General features: G+C 31.2%; 13 protein-coding genes, 1 other RNA gene and 1 pseudogene. 8 read left to right on the top strand and 7 right to left on the bottom strand.

What is annotated here, in order from left to right:
* Positions 1-45: 45 nt before the first annotated feature.
* Positions 46-1662, bottom strand: coding sequence for a CTP synthase (locus tag ACYSNV_RS05025; RefSeq protein ID WP_461761474.1), 1617 nt, complete (start codon positions 1660-1662; stop codon positions 46-48).
* A 277-nt stretch (positions 1663-1939) separates the two neighbouring features.
* Between ACYSNV_RS05025 and ACYSNV_RS05020 the strand changes: the two genes are divergently transcribed.
* Both ACYSNV_RS05020 and ACYSNV_RS05015 read left to right on the top strand, forming a co-directional pair.
* Entirely contained in the window at positions 1940-2596 is a 657-nt protein-coding gene (locus tag ACYSNV_RS05020) for a MarC family protein (RefSeq protein ID WP_461761473.1), read from the top strand.
* 296 nt (positions 2597-2892) lie between these two features.
* Positions 2893-4362, top strand: a complete 1470-nt coding sequence (locus ACYSNV_RS05015; RefSeq protein ID WP_461761472.1) for an amino acid permease — start codon at positions 2893-2895, stop codon at positions 4360-4362.
* Between the two features lie 85 nt (positions 4363-4447).
* On the opposite strand, the gene mazG is transcribed toward ACYSNV_RS05015, so the two are convergent.
* The 3 genes from mazG to def all read right to left on the bottom strand — a co-directional run bounded on the left by mazG (position 4448) and on the right by def (position 6393).
* Complete coding sequence (gene mazG, locus ACYSNV_RS05010; protein WP_461761471.1) at positions 4448-5233, bottom strand: nucleoside triphosphate pyrophosphohydrolase; 786 nt, start codon at positions 5231-5233, stop codon at positions 4448-4450.
* An 89-nt stretch (positions 5234-5322) separates the two neighbouring features.
* A complete protein-coding gene (locus tag ACYSNV_RS05005; RefSeq protein WP_461761470.1) occupies positions 5323-5742 on the bottom strand; it encodes a DUF5606 family protein in 420 nt (139 codons plus the stop codon).
* A 63-nt stretch (positions 5743-5805) separates the two neighbouring features.
* Positions 5806-6393, bottom strand: coding sequence for a peptide deformylase (def, locus tag ACYSNV_RS05000; RefSeq protein WP_461761469.1), 588 nt, complete (start codon positions 6391-6393; stop codon positions 5806-5808).
* Positions 6394-6543: 150 nt separating this feature from the next.
* On the opposite strand from def, the gene ACYSNV_RS04995 reads away from it, so the two are divergent.
* Complete coding sequence (locus ACYSNV_RS04995; RefSeq protein WP_461761468.1) at positions 6544-8820, top strand: FUSC family protein; 2277 nt, start codon at positions 6544-6546, stop codon at positions 8818-8820.
* 1217 nt (positions 8821-10037) lie between these two features.
* Here the strand turns inward: ACYSNV_RS04995 and ACYSNV_RS04990 are convergent.
* On the bottom strand, positions 10038-11246 hold the full coding sequence (locus ACYSNV_RS04990; protein WP_461761467.1) for an NAD(P)-dependent oxidoreductase: 1209 nt from the start codon (positions 11244-11246) through the stop codon (positions 10038-10040).
* A 147-nt stretch (positions 11247-11393) separates the two neighbouring features.
* Here ACYSNV_RS04990 and ssrA point away from each other — a divergent pair.
* Positions 11394-11792: a transfer-messenger RNA gene (ssrA, locus tag ACYSNV_RS04985) on the top strand.
* Positions 11793-11921: 129 nt separating this feature from the next.
* On the opposite strand, the pseudogene ACYSNV_RS04980 reads toward ssrA, so the two are convergent.
* Positions 11922-12533 (bottom strand): annotated as a pseudogene (locus ACYSNV_RS04980) (ISL3 family transposase); the annotation flags it as partial.
* Positions 12534-12984: 451 nt separating this feature from the next.
* Between ACYSNV_RS04980 and ACYSNV_RS04975 the strand changes: the two are divergent.
* From ACYSNV_RS04975 to ACYSNV_RS04960, 4 genes are all read left to right on the top strand, one after another.
* Positions 12985-13932 carry an ADP-ribosylglycohydrolase family protein gene (locus ACYSNV_RS04975; RefSeq protein WP_461761466.1) on the top strand — a complete coding sequence of 316 codons (948 nt, stop codon included), beginning with the start codon at positions 12985-12987 and terminating at the stop codon, positions 13930-13932.
* A 178-nt stretch (positions 13933-14110) separates the two neighbouring features.
* Positions 14111-14275: a helix-turn-helix domain-containing protein gene (locus tag ACYSNV_RS04970; RefSeq protein ID WP_461761733.1), complete on the top strand. Its 165-nt coding sequence runs from the start codon at positions 14111-14113 to the stop codon at positions 14273-14275.
* 98 nt (positions 14276-14373) lie between these two features.
* Positions 14374-14916 carry a HipA N-terminal domain-containing protein gene (locus ACYSNV_RS04965; protein ID WP_461761732.1) on the top strand — a complete coding sequence of 181 codons (543 nt, stop codon included), beginning with the start codon at positions 14374-14376 and terminating at the stop codon, positions 14914-14916.
* A 338-nt stretch (positions 14917-15254) separates the two neighbouring features.
* On the top strand, positions 15255-15485 hold the full coding sequence (locus ACYSNV_RS04960; protein WP_461761465.1) for a HipA domain-containing protein: 231 nt from the start codon (positions 15255-15257) through the stop codon (positions 15483-15485).
* Positions 15486-15765: 280 nt separating this feature from the next.
* On the opposite strand, the gene ACYSNV_RS04955 is transcribed toward ACYSNV_RS04960, so the two are convergent.
* Positions 15766-17319, bottom strand: a complete 1554-nt coding sequence (locus ACYSNV_RS04955) for a serine hydrolase (RefSeq protein ID WP_461761464.1) — start codon at positions 17317-17319, stop codon at positions 15766-15768.
* Positions 17320-18228: the final 909 nt, after the last annotated feature.

Here is an 18228-nt window from a genome sequence, read left to right as displayed (position 1 = left end):
TCAAATGATTTTGAAATTATTCTATAAATAAGAGCGCAAAATAAACTAATTAGTTTGTTTATTTTGAATCGCTGCTTGTACGAAATTTACAAACAGAGGGTGTGGTTGAGCAACCGTACTTTTGTACTCTGGGTGAAATTGTACCCCTACAAAGAAAGGATGATTATCCAACTCGACAATCTCCACAAGACCAGTATCAGGGTTTTTTCCCGATGCTATTAAGCCTGCTTTAACGAAATCCTCCAAATATTGGTTATTAAATTCATATCTATGACGGTGGCGCTCATTTATTAAATTGCTCTTGTAGATATCAAATGCTTTTGTATTTGACTCAATAGCGCAATCCCATCCGCCTAAACGCATAGTTCCCCCTTTATCGGTAATCGCTTTTTGTTCCTCCATAAAAGTAATCACAGGATATTGTGTACTTTCATTTACCTCTGTTGTATTGGCTCCTTTGAAATTAAGTACGTTTCTTGCGTATTCAATTACAGCCATTTGCATTCCTAAACAAATTCCTAAAAATGGAATATTATTTTCTCTTGCATATTTTACCGTTTCAATCTTTCCTTCTATTCCTCTAGAACCAAATCCAGGAGCAACTAAAATAGCATCTAAATTCTTTAATTTATCTGCCACGTTACCCGCATTAATATTGTCAGATTGAATACTAATAATATTTACTTTACATTGATTTTGTGCTCCACCATGTACTAAAGCCTCTAGTATTGATTTATAAGAATCTTGTAATTCTACATATTTACCAACTAAACCTATATTTACAATGTGTTTAGGGTTTTTTAAGCGATGTAAAAACTCATTCCAAGAAGCTAAATCTGGCGTTTTCTTTTCCGGTAGATCTAATTTTTTAAGAGCGACCTTATCCAATCCTTCCTCTAACATTAAATTAGGAACATCATAGATAGTCTGTGCATCTATACTTTGAATTACAGCCTCTGGTTTAACGTTGCAAAACTGAGCTAACTTTTGACGAATTTCCGTAGATAAGTTGTGCTCTGTTCTACAAACTAAAATATCCGCTTTAATTCCACTTTCCATTAAGGTTTTTACCGAATGCTGCGTTGGCTTTGTTTTAAGTTCTCCTGCTGCGGCTAAAAACGGCACTAAAGTTAAATGAACAACAATAGCGTTGTTATCACCCAATTCCCATAATAATTGTCTTACAGACTCGATGTATGGTAAAGACTCTATATCACCTACTGTTCCACCAATTTCCGTAATTACAATGTCATAATCCCCTGATTTTCCTAAAAGTTGCATACGCTCTTTTATCTCATTGGTTATATGTGGAACAACTTGAACAGTCTTTCCTAGAAACTCTCCCCTGCGCTCCTTTTCAATTACAGAAAGGTAAACACGCCCTGTGGTTACGTTATTGGCTTGAGAAGTTGGAACATTTAAAAAACGCTCATAGTGACCTAAGTCTAAATCTGTTTCTGCTCCATCATCGGTAACAAAACACTCTCCATGCTCATATGGATTTAATGTACCAGGGTCTACGTTAATATATGGATCAAACTTCTGAATTGTAGCAGAGTAACCGCGCGCTTGTAGCAGCTTAGCTAAAGACGCTGCAATAATTCCTTTACCCAAAGAAGATGTTACACCACCTGTAACGAATATATACTTAGTTTGTTTCATCAGTTGTTTATTTGCTGTGTTGTTAAGAATAAAACGTCGCAAAACTACAACTTTTCACGCTATTCTTCTAATTTTAGCTGATCTAAAAAACAAATAAAATGCTAAAATAAACAATTCCCCGCTTTGCATTTTACTTATGGGTATCAAAATTAATTAGTTAGGATATCATCTTTAGAATTGTTAAAATTACTTGTCTTAAACCTAAAATTGTTAAAAAAAAGTATTAACTTTAAAATTAAATTATTCTGTAAACAAGTTATCTAAAGATTTAAGTATTATGTTTCAATCCTTCTTTCAGCATTCCTTAACCTCGTTTATGACCATATTTCCGGTACTAAACCCCATTGGAGTGGCATTTATTGTAAATTCATTTTTTACAAATCTATCCCGAGATGAACGAAATTACTGCACTAAAAGATTGGTGTATTTTAGTTTTGCCCTATGCGTTATTTCTTTACTATTGGGACAATTAATCTTAATGGTATTTCATTTGTCCATTCCTATTGTCCAAGTTGGAGGAGGTTTTTTAATTTGTAAGACAGCCTTAGACCTACTTAATGACAAAAGCGCAGGACAAAAAACCAGTGCAACGGTACAATCAGATACCACTATGAGAGATAAATTGTTTTACCCCTTAACATTCCCAATTGTGGTAGATGCAGGAACCATATCTGTAATTTTTGCATTAGCAGCGAGTTCGTATAGTAAAAAATTTGAAGCCACAGTAGAAAACTTTGGCGCTATTATGGTGGGAATAACACTTTGTTGTTTGCTTTTTTATGTATTTACTTACTCTGCCTTTAATATTACACAGAGAATTGGAGCAAATGGAGCAAACGTTATCAATAAAATGTGTGCTTTTTTCACCTTTTGTGTAGGTCTAAATGTTATTTATGAAGGAATAATGTCTTTAATAAAGTTACATGCATCTTAAAGACAGCACGATAGAACATAAAATATAAAGCAAAAAAGGTCTTTTGCATAATATAGCCATAAAAAGAATAGCAAATTATATTCTCTTTATGGCTATATTTTTAGAACAATTAATTTTATCATACAGATTAAAGCGAATTTTATTTTTATTTTATTAATAACATATTTGCAAAATCTATAATTAACTACACAAAAACAATCCTTTAATTGTATTATTTATAAGAAAACCCACTAAAACGTTGCGTATTATTTAAATTTGCAAGAAAATATAATTACCTTTGTTGCAAATATTTTTAGATGGAACAAAACAGTAATACAAAAGTTAAAAGAGCTTTAAAGGCTCGTCATTTATCAATGATTGCCATTGGAGGATGTATTGGTACTGGTCTTTTTATGGCCAGTGGCGAAGCAATTCGATCTGCTGGTCCTGGAGGAGCTTTAATCGCTTATGGGGCTATTGGATTAATGGTTTACTTCTTAATGACATCTTTAGGTGAGATGGCTACTTATCTTCCTGTATCTGGTTCATTTAGTACCTATGCAGCCAGGTTTGTTGATCCATCATTTGGTTTTGCCCTGGGTTGGAATTATTGGTTTAATTGGGTTATCACTGTAGCTGTAGATGTATCCATTGCCTCTATAGTAATTTCTTACTGGGAGCCTTTAGCTATTATACCTACTTGGGGATGGAGCTTAATTTTCTTTTCTTTTATTGTGTTTTTAAACATGTTATCTGTAAAAGCTTATGGTGAATCCGAATATTGGTTTGCTTTTATAAAGGTAATCACGGTAATTGTATTCTTAATTGTAGGGGTATTAACCATTTTTGGAATTTTAGGATCTGAATATATTGGTTTTAGTAATTTCACCATCGGTAACGCTCCTATTCTAGGGGATGGGTTCTCGGGAAGATTCCTAAGCGTATTAGGAGTTTTTCTAATTGCTGGTTTCTCTTTTCAAGGAACCGAATTAATAGGTATTACTGCCGGAGAAAGTGAAAATCCAGAAAAGAATATACCAAAAGCTATTAAGCAGGTATTTTGGAGAATTCTAATTTTTTATATACTAGCCATTTTTGTTATAGGGTTAATTATTCCTTATACCAGTGATCAATTATTAGGGGCAGACATTGACCAAGTTGCAAAGTCGCCTTTCACCCTTGTATTTGAAAAAGCTCATTGGGCCTTTGCCGCAGCTTTAATGAATGCTGTTATCCTTACTTCGATTTTATCTGCCGGAAACTCAGGAATGTATGCCTCCACCCGAATGCTATATGCCATGGGCAAACAAGGGATGGCCTATAAATCGTTTGAAAAAACCAATAAGCATGGAGTTCCAACCCTTGCTCTTGCTGCTACAGCACTAGTTGTGTTTTTTATATTTGTTTTGCAGGCTAATTTTGAAAATGCTGTTGACTACGTATTAGCGGCATCTGGTCTTACCGGATTTATAGCGTGGCTCGGAATTGCTATTAGTCATTATAGATTCAGAAGAGCTTATTTGGCTCAAAATAAAAATATAAACGACCTAGTATACAAAGCCAAATGGTTCCCTTTTGGTCCAATTCTAGCACTAATACTTTGTATATTAGTAATTATTGGACAAGATACTGATCTAATTTTCAAAGGAGTTGTAGATATAAAGGCCATGATGATTACTTACATGGGAATACCATTTTTCTTATTCTTTTATATTTATCATAAAGTGAAATTTAAAACCAAACTAATTCCTTTAAAACAAGTAGACTTATCTCAAAGTAAAGATTAAAATTCAACCCAACCTTAACTAATAAAAACTAAAAAGCTCCTTAACTATTTTATTAAGGAGCTTTTTTAATTTAGTAAAGTCTTATTTATTGTAACTTTTCTTGTGCTTTAATTTGATCCCAATAATGGTCCATTTGTTCTAAGGATAATTCTTCTATATTCTGGCCATGCTGCTTTATTTGAGTCTCCATAGATTTAAATCTATTTATAAATTTCTTATTGGTTAGCTCCAAAGCATTCTCTGGATCTATTCCCACTACACGCGCATAGTTTACCAACGAGAAAAGTAAATCTCCGAATTCTTGTTCCATTTTGGCCTTATCCAAAGCCTGTCTTTCTACACTAAATTCCTGTAACTCTTCGTTTACCTTATCCCAGACTTGCTGTTCATTTGGCCAATCAAAACCCACTCCACTAGCTTTTTGCTGAATCCTAAATGCTTTAACCATGGCAGGTAGTCCATTGGGAACACCCGATAAAACAGACTCATTGCCTTCTTTTAATTTTAATTTTTCCCAATTTTGCTCTACTTGCTCCGATGTCAAATTTTTTTGCGCTCCATAGATATGCGGATGGCGAAATATTAATTTCTCACAAATACCATCAGCAATTGTTTTTATATCAAACAAATCTTCTTCACTACCTATCTTAGCATAGAAAAAAACATGCATTAAAACATCACCTAACTCTTTTTTAAGCTCCAAATAGTCTTTAGAACTAATTGCATCTGCGAGCTCATAAACCTCTTCTAAGGTTAAATTACGAAGTGACTCAAAGGTTTGTTTTCTATCCCATGGGCATTGGGTTCTTAATTGATCTAAAATATCTAATAAACGTGAAATCGATTCAAGTTGTTGTTTTCTTGTGTACATGATTTTTTTTGTTAAGATACCAAAAAAAATAAAAAGCCCGAATACTGACTTGCATTCGAGCTTTTTATAAAATTCTATTTTTAAAAGTATTATTTAGCCTCTTCTACAGCAGGCTCTTCTTTGAATGACTCGGCAATCAATCCTCTTTTTTGAAGAATATTATACCAATTTAATACTTTTTTAATATCTGAAGCATATACTCTTTCTTCATCAAATTCAGGTAAAACCTCTCTAAAATAAGCTACCAAAGTAGGATTATCTGATTTATGAGAAATAGCCTCGCCATTATTCTCTTTTTTGGCTATGTTTCTAAATACCTCAAACAATTTAATTTCATCGCTATATGTATAAATAGAAATCTCCGATAATAAACTTACGTTGTTTCTTAATCCAACAGTGCTCTTTTTTCCATCAGCTAAAGATTCAGCAACGAATCCTGTACGAGTTTGCACTAATAACTCATATAAACCTGGTTTTCCTGAAATAGCTAATACTTTTTCTAAACTCATTTTTTCTAAATTTTCACATTAAGATTCGCAAATATCTTAATTTGTATTTAATATCCAACTTATTTATCTACCTTTTTTTTGAGCAAATTTCATTTTATAATCTGTGAAGATTTTGCCCTCTAAAATATTGTTCAATTTTTTTGAAATCAATTTCTTTTTTAAAGTAGAAAGCTTATCGGTAAATAAAACGCCTTGAATATGATCGTATTCATGTTGAATAACTCTTGCAGCTAAACCGTCAAATGTATCTACGTGTTTTTCAAAATTCTCATCGTAATATTCGATGGTAATTTTCTCTTTACGCTTTACTGGTTCATGTACATCTGGAATACTTAGACAACCTTCATTAAAGACCCATTCTTCACCTTCTTCTTTGGTAATTTTTGCGTTGATAAAAGTTTTCTTGAAATTTTTTAAAAACTCTATTTCCTCAGCTGTATTATCTTCCATCTCAGCAAACGGAGCAGCATCTATAACAAATAAACGAATTGGTAATCCAACCTGTGGTGCAGCAAGACCAACTCCACTTGCAGAATACATAGTTTCATACATATTTTGCACTAATTGATCTAAATTGGGATAGTCTTTTGTTATATCCTCTCCTACTTGTCTTAAAACAGGATCTCCATACCCAACTATTGATAATATCATAATTTTATATTTTTCAGAAAAATTCAAGCTGCAAAATTAATGAAAAATAAACTAATAATTAATACTTGAAATTATTTTTCATCTTTAATTTGTTTTACCTTGCTATCTTGAATACAAAACCAAGATAAATCCTATTATAAGTTAATCCATATGTTAAGTAAAGCCAGAAAGTTTACAGATGATTCTCATCTAGCTGGAGCCTTAAAAATAACTCTCTCAGGGGTTATACCTTTTTTAATATTCATGCCTTATCAAGAATTTAACTGGGCCTTTGCCATGGCAATGGGATCTTTATTGACCGCCCCGGTTGATATTCCCAGTAATATTAAGGACAAAGTCGCAGGCTTATTAGTGGGAGCAGTAACGGTTCCTTTGGTAACACTTGCTTTATCTTTAAGTCATGGATATTGGTTATTTTATCCTGTATTTATATTTATATTTTTTAGTCTAAGTATGATAGCTGTCTATGGACATCGTGCAAATCTGCTTTCTTTTAGTGGTCTGTTAGCAGCCAGTTTAGCTTTAGCCCATACTTATAAAGGACAAGAGTTATGGACCTATGCATCTCTTTTACTCTTTGGAGGTCTTTTATACCTACTGGTTGCAATTATATTTTATTATATTAGACCACGTCGCTATGGGGTACTTCTTACCTCAAACTGTATGGAGCTAACGGCAAAGTACTTAAAATATCGTGGGGAGTTATGGGACAGTAATGCCGATAATGACAAAATTACCGGGGAACAATTAAAAATTCAAATTCAATTAAACGATGTACACGAAAATCTACGAGAATTTGTCGTTAGAAATAAAGCCAGCACAGGTAACTCTTCAAATAATAGACGTCTTTTAGTAGCTTTTACCTCTTTAGTAGATATTTTAGAAATAGCGGTTTCTAGTTCATTTGATCACCAAAAATTACGCGAATTATTTAAAAGTGATCCTTATATTATAGCAAACTATCAAAAGTTGGCCTATGATTTATCCACTACAGTGGAAAAAATTGGAGAGGCTTTAAATATGGACCTAAAGTATACCCCAGATGAGAGTCTAATTCCTCAATTACACCAGCTACAAAAACAACTTGCGTTATTTAGTGTAAAGGATAATTCTAAAACCAAACTTGAGGCTATTTTAATGTTTAACAATGTATTACATTATGCACAGCAACAAATTGATAAAGTAAAGGTTTTAGAAAGAACATTAATAGAAAAAGCATTTACAACTAGCATAGAAGACAACTACAAAGATTTAGAGAAATTTCTAACTCCCGTACATTATCGTTGGCAAACCTTAGCAGAAAACCTAAACTTTACCTCTACTATTTTTTGTCATGCCTCTCGGTTAACTATCACAGTACTAACTGGTTTGATAATTAGTAATATTTTTAATTTACTAAATGGCTACTGGATATTACTGACTATCGTGGTTATTATGCGTCCTGGTTATGGACTTACCAAACAGCGTTCCTTTGAAAGGGTTATCGGTACAGTTGCAGGAGGATTGATAGCATTTGGATTACTTTATTTAATACAAGAAAACGTACAAGTATTAGCTTATTTAGTGGTTTTATCCATGATCTTAGGATATTGGTTTTCTCATACCGATTACAAAGTAGGAGTTACATTTGTAACTATATACGTGGTTTTAATATACGGAATATTAACTCCAAATTTCATGGATTTATTAACCTATCGTATCATTGATACATTTATAGGAGCAGTGTTAGCCTTTTGTGCAAATTATTTTTTATGGCCTTCTTGGGAGTTTTTAAATGTAAACAAACATTTATCAAAGAGTATACAAGCAAACAAACAATATGTTAAAGAAATTGTAGTATTATACAACGAAAAAGGAGAAGTAACACTTCCATATAAATTAGCTAGAAAGTATGCTTTTATTGAAGTGGGAAATCTTATGGCTTCTTTCCAAAGAATGATTCAAGAGCCAAAGAGCAAGCAACTACTAAAAGCAGAGATTTACGAACTTGCAGTTTTAAATCATACTTTTTTATCTATAGCAGCCTCTATTGGGGTATATGTACAAAGTAGAGAAACCACAAAGGCTTCACAAGCTTTTAATACAGTAACTAATTATATAGATCAAAATTTAGCAATAGGCATTGATTTACTTGAAAAAAGGAAAACGAGTCCCAACCTTCTGTCACAAGAAACAATGGATAATTTTCAAGTTAGCATTACCTATTTACAAAATCTCAGACAAGCAGAACTTAAAAGAACTTGTTCAACTCAAGAGGAATTTTCTACCTTAATGCAAGAGTCTTCTTTGGTTATTGAACAATTGGCTTGGCTTGCGCAGTTATCAGAAAAAATTCTAAAAACGATTAAAATATTAGCCGAAAAAAAGAAAGAACAAAAAAGTCGCAGACTTAAACATGCTGACAAATTTTTTACTGAAAATATCTAATAAAAGGCCTTAGCTTACATAATCTGGTCTAACTAATAAGGCAAAATAAATATTTTATTTTACTGGCATTAAATGAATTACAAATTCTAGAATTAAATTTTATTTGTAAAAATTTATTAAAATAACATTTAAAAGATAATTTGTTACCATGGTATATTAATTACTAGTATAAAGATCTTATTATAGATAAACTTGGTTTTAAAAAAAACTTAAATTTTTACAATAAACTATTTTTAAGAAAATATCTAAAAGGCATCTGTTTTTGGTGCCTTTTTTATTTAATCTTAACAGTCAACTCAAAACACCTACTTTAATTGATAATCAGAGAGTTATTAAACAAATGATTTGTTTTTTATAAAAATTTAGATTAGCTTTAGATTTATTTTTTAAGTCTTTACCCTAAAATAAAGATTTCTAACATAGAAAAAGACTTCTATAGTTTTGTTTTATATACCTCCTTGAACAAGGAATTCCAATCTTTTACTGTAAGAACTATCATAAAGAAGAGCAATTTATTTTAATAGTAAGTATTAATATAAACAATCATTGTTATGGATAGATATACACTTGAATTATGTAAAGGGATTTGTAAAAACACAAAAATACCCGTTTGAGAGTTACTAGAATACGGCATTTCTAATTTTCAATTATTTACCGCTAAAATAGAACAAGCAGGTAATTTACGGTCTGACTTAAAAAGACTCTTTTTTATAATAGAATTATCTTCAAATTTAAACAGATTACCTGATAGTCAATTCCGTGAGGTTGCTAAAGGATTAAAAGTAGTCAAGAAAACCAAGATTTACGAGGCAAAATCTGGAAAATTAAGAGTTTACTTTTTCCACCTTGATAAAGTAGGACGAATTATTATTCTAGGTGGTAAAAAAGAAAATCAAAAAAGAGACTTAGACCAGGTAATAAAAAAAGTAATTGCTTATTTAAACTGGATAGAAAAAAACCTAGTAAATAAGCAAATTAAAAGCCAGTCAAAATTAGACTCTAAAAGAATCCATTAAAGCTAAAATTCACCTTGTTCCATACTTATTATTAACACAAGGGTATTATTTAATTGAGAATTAATAAAAACCAGCCTTTTTTAATTGATAAAAAAGACATATCTCCAAGAATACTTAATCCATCAAGCAATGCCTAAAAGGCTGGTTTTTTGTAACTAAACTATTTTTTTTACAAGTAAAAAGTTCTTTACTTGTAGAATACTATTGATTGGAATCCACAAAATCCTGTAAATATTTATAGTTATCGGTTAAGCTTCCAGATTTTGTTATCGTTGCTTTCTCCAGAATTTTATCAATATCTTCGTTGAAAAAGGCAGGTAATATTTCCTTTATAAAGACATCTCCGAAATCACGACTTGAATCATATGGTAACGCACATGGAAGATTATCAATAGCCATTACCGTTATACTAGCCGGGTGGTCTAACTCTACTTCTTGATCCAATTTTGGGTGATATCCATAATAAGGATTCTCAAGGTTACTTGTTCTTATAGTGGCATGAATTGGTCCCTGGTCCACATCACAAGATATATCACCTATTACTTTTATTTGATTCTTTGCAGAATTTAGCATTTGCTTACTTAAAATAACAGGAGAACCTTTTTTAAAAAAATGTCCTGTAATTAAAATATCTGCTACTTCAGAGAATCGTTCGAAATCGCTTGTGTAAAGTTCTGGATAATCGTAAAAATCTTGTTTACTGCCCTGTGTTCCATCAATACGCTTATAGTAGTGAGTAACATCGATCTGTGTATAAACGGGACGATCATATTTTTGGGTTAAAAACTTATCAGGATCTACCTTTTTCATCTTCATACCCTCGAGAATTTCCATTATCCCATTCGCAACTTTTCCTGTTCCGGTTACAACAACTTTAATGGGTGGGAAAAATTGCTTTTTAAGACGATAAATCAAATCATCTTTTGTTTTTAAAGTTTCAGCCTTTGCTAAATTAAATAGCTCATACTTAATTCCAAAAGCCCTAAGGGTATTATACGCACCGACTATTCCTGCGTATCTTCCAAAACCAATAATTCTCTTATTGTCTTGGTTTACTAATGTTTCATGATCCATTAAAGTAATGTTCTCTCTTAAGCAAGCTTGTAAAAGCTCGCGATTATGTATTTGTTTTTTTATAGTATGCGAAAATATAAGATAAGTTTTATTTGGTATAAGGGCTTTAACGGGAATTTCTTTCAATCCGATAATTACATCACAATCGCTTAAATCATCCGAAACTTCTATACCTAAATCCAGGTATTCTTGATCAGAAAAAATTCTAACTAAGGAACTTTCTACTTTGATATTAAGGTCTTTATATTGCTCCAAAGCATTTTTAACTTGATTTGGACAAAGCGCAACTCTTCTATCAGGAGGAAATTTCCTCTCTTTGATTATTCCTATTTTCATAATATTATGATTTATATGGTTAAAGTCTTTGCTTGGTTAGTCAAATATAGAATTATTTACTTGTATCAACAAGTATTTTTATCCTATGAAAATTTTGTCAAATAGATATAATTTCCTAATTTCGCAATCTGAATTAATTCAATCTACGGGGTCGATCGGTTTTGACAGCGAGTGGAATTAGTTAGTAAGCACGTCGAGCGTTGTTATGTAGCTCGTAAATATCATGTAACGAACTTTTTACACGGCGAAGAAAATTACGCTTTAGCTGCTTAATCTGAATTATAGTAGGATTTGCTTTTAGTTCTCACTAGGTGAGAAAGCTAAATTCCCTTTAGAGGCCTTGGTTTACGGCATCTTATTTAAGGGAACCGTAAAGTAAACATAGACTTGTTAAGGTCTCGAATACAAGTTGAAATTTAAGAGTCTAAGCTCTTGGTGGTAGTCTTTTGCCTAGCCAATAGTCGAAAATATAATAAAAGACTAAGCGTGTAGAAAGCCATCTGATTGCTTGTTTGGACCCGAGTTCGATTCTCGGCGACTCCACAGAAAAAAAGCCTAACTATTGATAATTAAATAGTTAGGCTTTCTTCATTTAATAGTTTGTAGACATTTGGGATTAAGTGCAAAACTTGGTGACTAAGCAAAAAGTTTGCTTAATCTAAATAGAAAAAACTTTCAATCTCTTACTCCTCTATACATAATACGGAAGTACTTAATTTTAGAGTTGAAGGATTCAGTAAAGGCCTTTGTACTTCCGTGATTAAAGTAGTTTAAGATATCTTGGTAATGCTGGGCAAAGGTTTTTACAACAATCTGGAACTATTTTAGATCGGTTTGCTTAACCTGGTTAAACCATTGTGCAAGTTTGGTCATAACTACTTCTTTGGGTGCTTTTTGATTATAAACAACTAGAAGGTAGTTAGTTAAATTATACGCCTATTTAATTTCTGGGTATAAATTAAAGAGTAAATCTACTCTTTTTTGCTGATCCAGAGTCCAGTTATTAGGATTTTTAAAAAGTAAATGTCGGGATCTGGCTAATAATTGTCTTAGTGAATCGCCATTACTTAGTATTTCAGGTACATGGACTTTCTTTTCTAACCTAGTTTGAATAATAGCATTGCTTTGAATCTCCAACTCTTGCCAAAGGTACTTAAGCCTAACATTTTTAACAGTCTGACTAATAATATTTTGAACATAAAAACTATTAATTACTTGTACTGCTTTGCTAAAACATTTTTTAGCTATGGGCTTCATAGAACCTGCTATATCTAAAGTTATCTCTGTAACTTTATCTCTGTAACTTTATCTCTTAAACGCTTTGGCAGCCTTAAAAGGTGCTCGATAACCGTTTTAGATTTAGTACCTTTTACTATGACTACTAAGGTGTTTTTCTGTCCTTTACCAACCTTGGGAGTCACTATGCTTATATTGTTCACCTTTAGATAAACAGACTTCATCTATAGATAGATTTTGAGTTATATTTGTCGGATATATCAACTAATCTTTAGCATATGATCTTTGATTCCAAATTTTAAATTCACTATTTTTATACTGGCGTTGAAACTTTTTGACATCCATACCAAATAGATCTCTTATTGTTTTGCAACTAAATATTTTGATTATAATCTTTAATTTGAATACTTTAAAAAGTAAATTAAAGAATTTTTTCTTTGAAGTTTGGCTTGCCATTTATATGATTTAATTTTGAGACACAATCTTTAAAAATAAATGTTAAATGTCAAACTTAGCACAAGATATCCTTTTTGGTGTAGCAGCAGCTGATGCTTTAGGAGTTCCTATCGAATTTAAGTACCCAAATGAAATAGACCTAGAGTCTGTCAAAACTAATTATCAAAATGAACCTAATAGATTAACTGGATTTGGCTCCTGGCACAAACCTGTCGGAACCTTTAGTGATGATTCTTCTCTTACTTTTTGTACAGCAGAATATTTAGCCTCTGAAGAAACTGATTTAAACGATTTAATGGATCGTTTTAAAGATTGGATGAAAGAAGGTTATTGGACTGCCGATGGAGATACTTTTGATATTGGAAGAACAACTTTATTTGCTATTGAAAATTTTGCAAATGAATATAATTGGAGAACAGCAGGACTCAAGACAGAACGTGACAATGGAAATGGCTCTTTAATGCGTATATCCCCCCTACTATTTCCTCTTTTATATGATAAGAGTATTACAGATCCTTACAGCTATATCAGTAAGTTTAGTAGTTTAACACATGCCCATAAAATAGCTATAGATTGCTGTTATATCTATCTTATGTATACCAAGCATCTTGTTTTAACCAAAGATGCACATCTGGCATATGAAAATCTTATACAAGACTTGGCTATGAGCTATCAAGAAAATGAATACTTTAAACGTATCTTCTCTCCTAATTTTAAAGAAATCGATTCAAGTGAATTTAACAATAGAGGATTTGTTGTTGGGAGCTTAGAAATTGCTCTTCAAACAATACTTACTACAAACAGTTATGAAGAAGCTATTTTAAAAGTTATGTCTTTAGGCAAAGACACTGATACAAATGGAGCTATTACAGGAGCTTTAGCTGGTATTTTATATGGATATGATAGTATTCCATCACATTGGATAGAGCCATTAAAAAGAAAAGAAAATATACAGTTACTTGCTGAGCAGTTGAATTTAAACTATAACAAATGAATTATAAATGAGTAACTAATTTGAAGAGTTATACAATAAAATAAAAATCATAGTTGATACAAAGAAAAATACATACGTTTATTACCACCAAATAGCTAAGATTTGATTCTTATCGTGTATTTTTATATTAAAATATGAAAATACACGATATTTAATCTCTATTTAGATTATAATGTAAATTAAGATAGGGTTTATAACCATAAAAGATAACCAGAAATCTATAGGCGAATGGTGTAAACAATTTCGCAAAAGAGATAAGTTGACACAACAAGGTTTGGCTGCAGAATTAGATTTGTCTCCTATCACCATTTCCAAACTAGAAAATGGCGATAGCAACGCTTGAAATTGTTTTAAAAATATTACAATATTTTGACCAAATAAATAGTTTTAGTCAGTTTATATAAACCAAAAAAACAAACTTAAACGACAACCAATCTTTATATTAATAGGGCTAAAAATCAAATCATATCAGTCTTATATAAAGACACCGAAATTGGTAAAATTGGCTATGATGCCGATCAAAGGAAATCTTTTTTTCAGTATCAGCCCGATTTTTTAAACGCTAATCTATACAAGAAATTGATTCCGTATATCATTAGGCGTACACCTAATATACAGGTGTTTTCTGAGTTTGAAGGCGATACCTTTAGAGATTTGCCTCCAATGATAGCCGACTTGCTACCTAATGTCTTTGGACATTTAATGTTTAAAGAATGGTTAGAGTTTTCCCATAAAGAGGCCGTAAACATTTCGCCACTAGAGCAATTATTCTACGTAAGAGCGCGCGGTATGGGCGCTTTAGAGTTTGTACATTCAGAATCGATCAATGCTACTACAGAAATTAATATTAAGGAAATTACAGAGGTAGTAAAAAAAGTATTAGATGTAAAAAGCTATATACAAGAAAAAGGATTGAGCGATTTACCTTTGCGCAATATTTTTAAAATAGGTACTTTGGCTGATGGAGCTCGTCCTAAGATTTAAATTTCTGAATATAAAGAATCAGGAGCTATTATTGCAGGTGATTTTGAAAGCACAAATGAATAGGCCATTACCTTATAAAATTAGCTATTAATCAGGAATTGGGTTATTCTAAAGAAAAAGTAGAATTTGTCTTTTATCAACTAGCTACCTCTATTGGTATAGAAATGATGCCTTCTGAGGTGATTGATTGATGATAAACATTTTGCCACTTTGCGTTTTGATAGGCAAAATGGAGAGAAACAACATGTTTTAAGCACTTCTGGAATGGCTGGTTGGGTTTTAGAAAGTCTAAAAATTCAAACTATGATAATCTTTTTAAACTGTATGTAAATTTAAAAGTGCCACACAAAGATATTCAGCAAATATTCAAACAAATAGTATTTAATTTGGTATTCGCTAATATTGATGATCATTTAAAAAACTTTAGCTTCATTTACGATGATCAAAAAGATAAATGGAACCTTACTCCTGCCTATGATTTAACGTATCCCTTAGACGCTCTAATGAATTACACAAGAGTTGCAAGAGCCATGGCTATCAATGGTAAACGTACAAACATTAATAGATAAGATATATTAGAAATAACTGAGGGTTACTCTATAAAAAATGCCAAAGGAATAATTAATGAAGTAGTAAAGGCAACTGAAGATTTTAAAGATTTTATGTGAAGAGCAAAATCTACCCGAAAAGGTAATTCAAAAGATTTATTCTCAGTTTAATTTATTGGCATAGGGAGTGTAATATGAACTGTGTCATCTTCTTTGTTTTTATTGCTAATTTACGTAGTTTCTTATATAGCTAAACCTTTAATGACTCTAAGAAGTTATATTTAATAGTAATATCAATAAATTACAATTGCTTAATTTTGTTAATTACAACTTTAGCATTCTCATTTTCAGGATCTAACTCTAAAGCTTTTGTATAATTCAATAATGCCTTATCATAATCCTTATTCAAATAATAAGCCTCAGCTAAGCTGTCATACAAATTAGCGTTAGTACTATCATCAGACAGTGCTAATTCAAATACTTTAATTGCCTTGTCTATTTGATTTGAATGGATTAATTCATATCCAAAATTATTCAGGTAAAAAGAACCTGAAAGATATTGTTCTTTATCTTGCTTTAGTTCTTTATACTTATGTTTAGCTGAATTGAAATCATTTTTAAATTCTATTGATAATAAAGACACAAGGTTAATCTTTGGCTGTATAATCAAATCTGTTTCTATTTGATTATACAGACCTGCCCAGTCATCTTGTGCTTCCTCTGAATTATTATTCATAATTATAATCATTCCATAACTTGAATCGGGACAAATTAAAATACCACTTTGGACACCATTGGAAGTTCCAGTCTTTCCATAATAAGCACCTTCTTTCTCACCATAACCAACATCCCATAAATATCCCTTGTCATCTCCTTCTATCTTATCTTTAAATAATAAACGTGTTGACTCCTTAATTAAAGGATTATTACTCTCCAATTGAAACTGCATAAGTTTGATTAAATCAGGTAATGTACTAATTATACCATGGGAACCTCCTAATAACGGGTTTTTAAGTAATGGAGCTACCCTTCCCTTGTCATCAAAACTGATTGCTAATCTATTTTTGTATTTATCATACTCATACAAATGAGTATCTTGTAAATCAAGTTCATTTAAAAAATCTTGTAAGATATCTTTGTAAGGCTTATCATATACTTGTTCTAAAATATTGGCCATTAATTCTGGGCCTACTGAATTATATTCATAAAACGTTCCTGGTTTTTTATTTAGCTCAACTGTCTTTAATTCTTTTAGTAAATCAGACATATTATAATGAAAATCTTTATTCTCATAAACACCCTGTCTTACACCTTGATAAATCTTGTCTAATTTCTTAGGAGCTTTATCCTTAAGTCCTAATGTATGAGTCAATAAATTCTCAATAGTAATAGGAGTACCTTCAAATTGTAGATTTGGATAATCACCATTAAGATACATTCTAACATCATCATTGAGTTTTATCTTTTGTTCAAGAACCGCTTTAGCAGCTATAGAACCTTCAAACACCTTTGAAATCGAAGCTATTTCATAAAGTGTTAGCCCATCTGGTTTTTTTTTGGACTCTTTGTCTAATTCACCATAATATTGCTCATAAACCTGTCCATCTTTATAAATAGCAATAGCTAAGGAATTTATATTGCCTTTCTTTAGTGTATTTTCAGCATACTGATCAACTATCAAACATAGCTCTTTAAAAGATTTTGTTACTTGTTGCTCTGTGTGTTGTTTAATATTTCTGTACAACTTTTCAGGTGTCTTATAGTCAGCACAATCTGCTCCGTTATAAATTATAGAAGTATTTGCAAATATAGGAATAGATAATAAAGTCAATGTTACAAAGAGTTTGTTCTTCATTTTTAAAAAGGCATATTTTTCAGAAAAATAATTAAAAATCAGCACACTACCAAATAACACTTCAAAAACACAATACACCTTTTCTTTGATACTGCTCTAGAATATAAGTCGTTAATTATAATAACATTTAATATATAATCAGATGGCGATTTACAAATCCTTACTAAAATCGGCATTGTATCTTTAAGAGGGTAAATTCAAAAATAAACTTAAGTTCAGTTTTGTTTAAAGTTTAACCCTATCTTTATATAGAGATCATAAATCGGTCTAATATTATTCCCCCAGCTCATAACTGACATAGTTCATTTTCTACTAGCTTTTCTTAAAGCTAAAGTCAGAATCGGATTAAAAATTGTATCCCAGTCTCTAGAAACTTCTAATTTTATTACTTCAACTAGTTTTTATTTTTTAATTCATTAACCACTGCTCACATTATTTCCCATAGGAAAAACTTGCTTATCGTAATTTAGCAGAGCATCTAAATAACCTTCTAACATATTTTCAACTCCTCTTTTTTATTATCCTTTTTAGGAGTTTTGAAGTTTATCTTTAGTTCTAAACCGATTGAATAACTCATCTGTAATTAGTTCTTTTATTACCATAAGTATGTGAAATATTAAATAAAAAAAATCTGCTCGGTTTTTAACCCAAGCAGAACTTTATACTTACACAATTTTTAATACAATCTCACTAAATCTTTATGCTATAATCATAGTCCAAGATAAGTTACTAAATCAGATAATTAGATTTTTTATATTAAAAATCATAGGGATAAGGGGATCCTTTACTTTAATAATTATAAATGAAACGCATACCTTAACTTAATTCCAATATGATAATCTTTTAATTTTTGGTTGCTATAACTCATATCTGTCCAAATACTATTTAATTCAATAGGATTATCATAAT

The sequence above is a fragment of the Myroides sp. LJL119 genome (genome assembly GCF_054871605.1).
This window is presented reverse-complemented; position numbering and strand designations above follow the sequence as displayed.

Coding starts and splice junctions, on each gene's coding strand:
- ACYSNV_RS05025 (WP_461761474.1), bottom strand. CDS start 1,662: ATGAAACAAACTAAGTATATATTCGTTACAGGTGGTGTAACATCTTCT.
- ACYSNV_RS05020 (WP_461761473.1), top strand. CDS start 1,940: ATGTTTCAATCCTTCTTTCAGCATTCCTTAACCTCGTTTATGACCATA.
- ACYSNV_RS05015 (WP_461761472.1), top strand. CDS start 2,893: ATGGAACAAAACAGTAATACAAAAGTTAAAAGAGCTTTAAAGGCTCGT.
- mazG (WP_461761471.1), bottom strand. CDS start 5,233: ATGTACACAAGAAAACAACAACTTGAATCGATTTCACGTTTATTAGAT.
- ACYSNV_RS05005 (WP_461761470.1), bottom strand. CDS start 5,742: ATGAGTTTAGAAAAAGTATTAGCTATTTCAGGAAAACCAGGTTTATAT.
- def (WP_461761469.1), bottom strand. CDS start 6,393: ATGATATTATCAATAGTTGGGTATGGAGATCCTGTTTTAAGACAAGTA.
- ACYSNV_RS04995 (WP_461761468.1), top strand. CDS start 6,544: ATGTTAAGTAAAGCCAGAAAGTTTACAGATGATTCTCATCTAGCTGGA.
- ACYSNV_RS04990 (WP_461761467.1), bottom strand. CDS start 11,246: ATGAAAATAGGAATAATCAAAGAGAGGAAATTTCCTCCTGATAGAAGA.
- ACYSNV_RS04975 (WP_461761466.1), top strand. CDS start 12,985: ATGTCAAACTTAGCACAAGATATCCTTTTTGGTGTAGCAGCAGCTGAT.
- ACYSNV_RS04955 (WP_461761464.1), bottom strand. CDS start 17,319: ATGAAGAACAAACTCTTTGTAACATTGACTTTATTATCTATTCCTATA.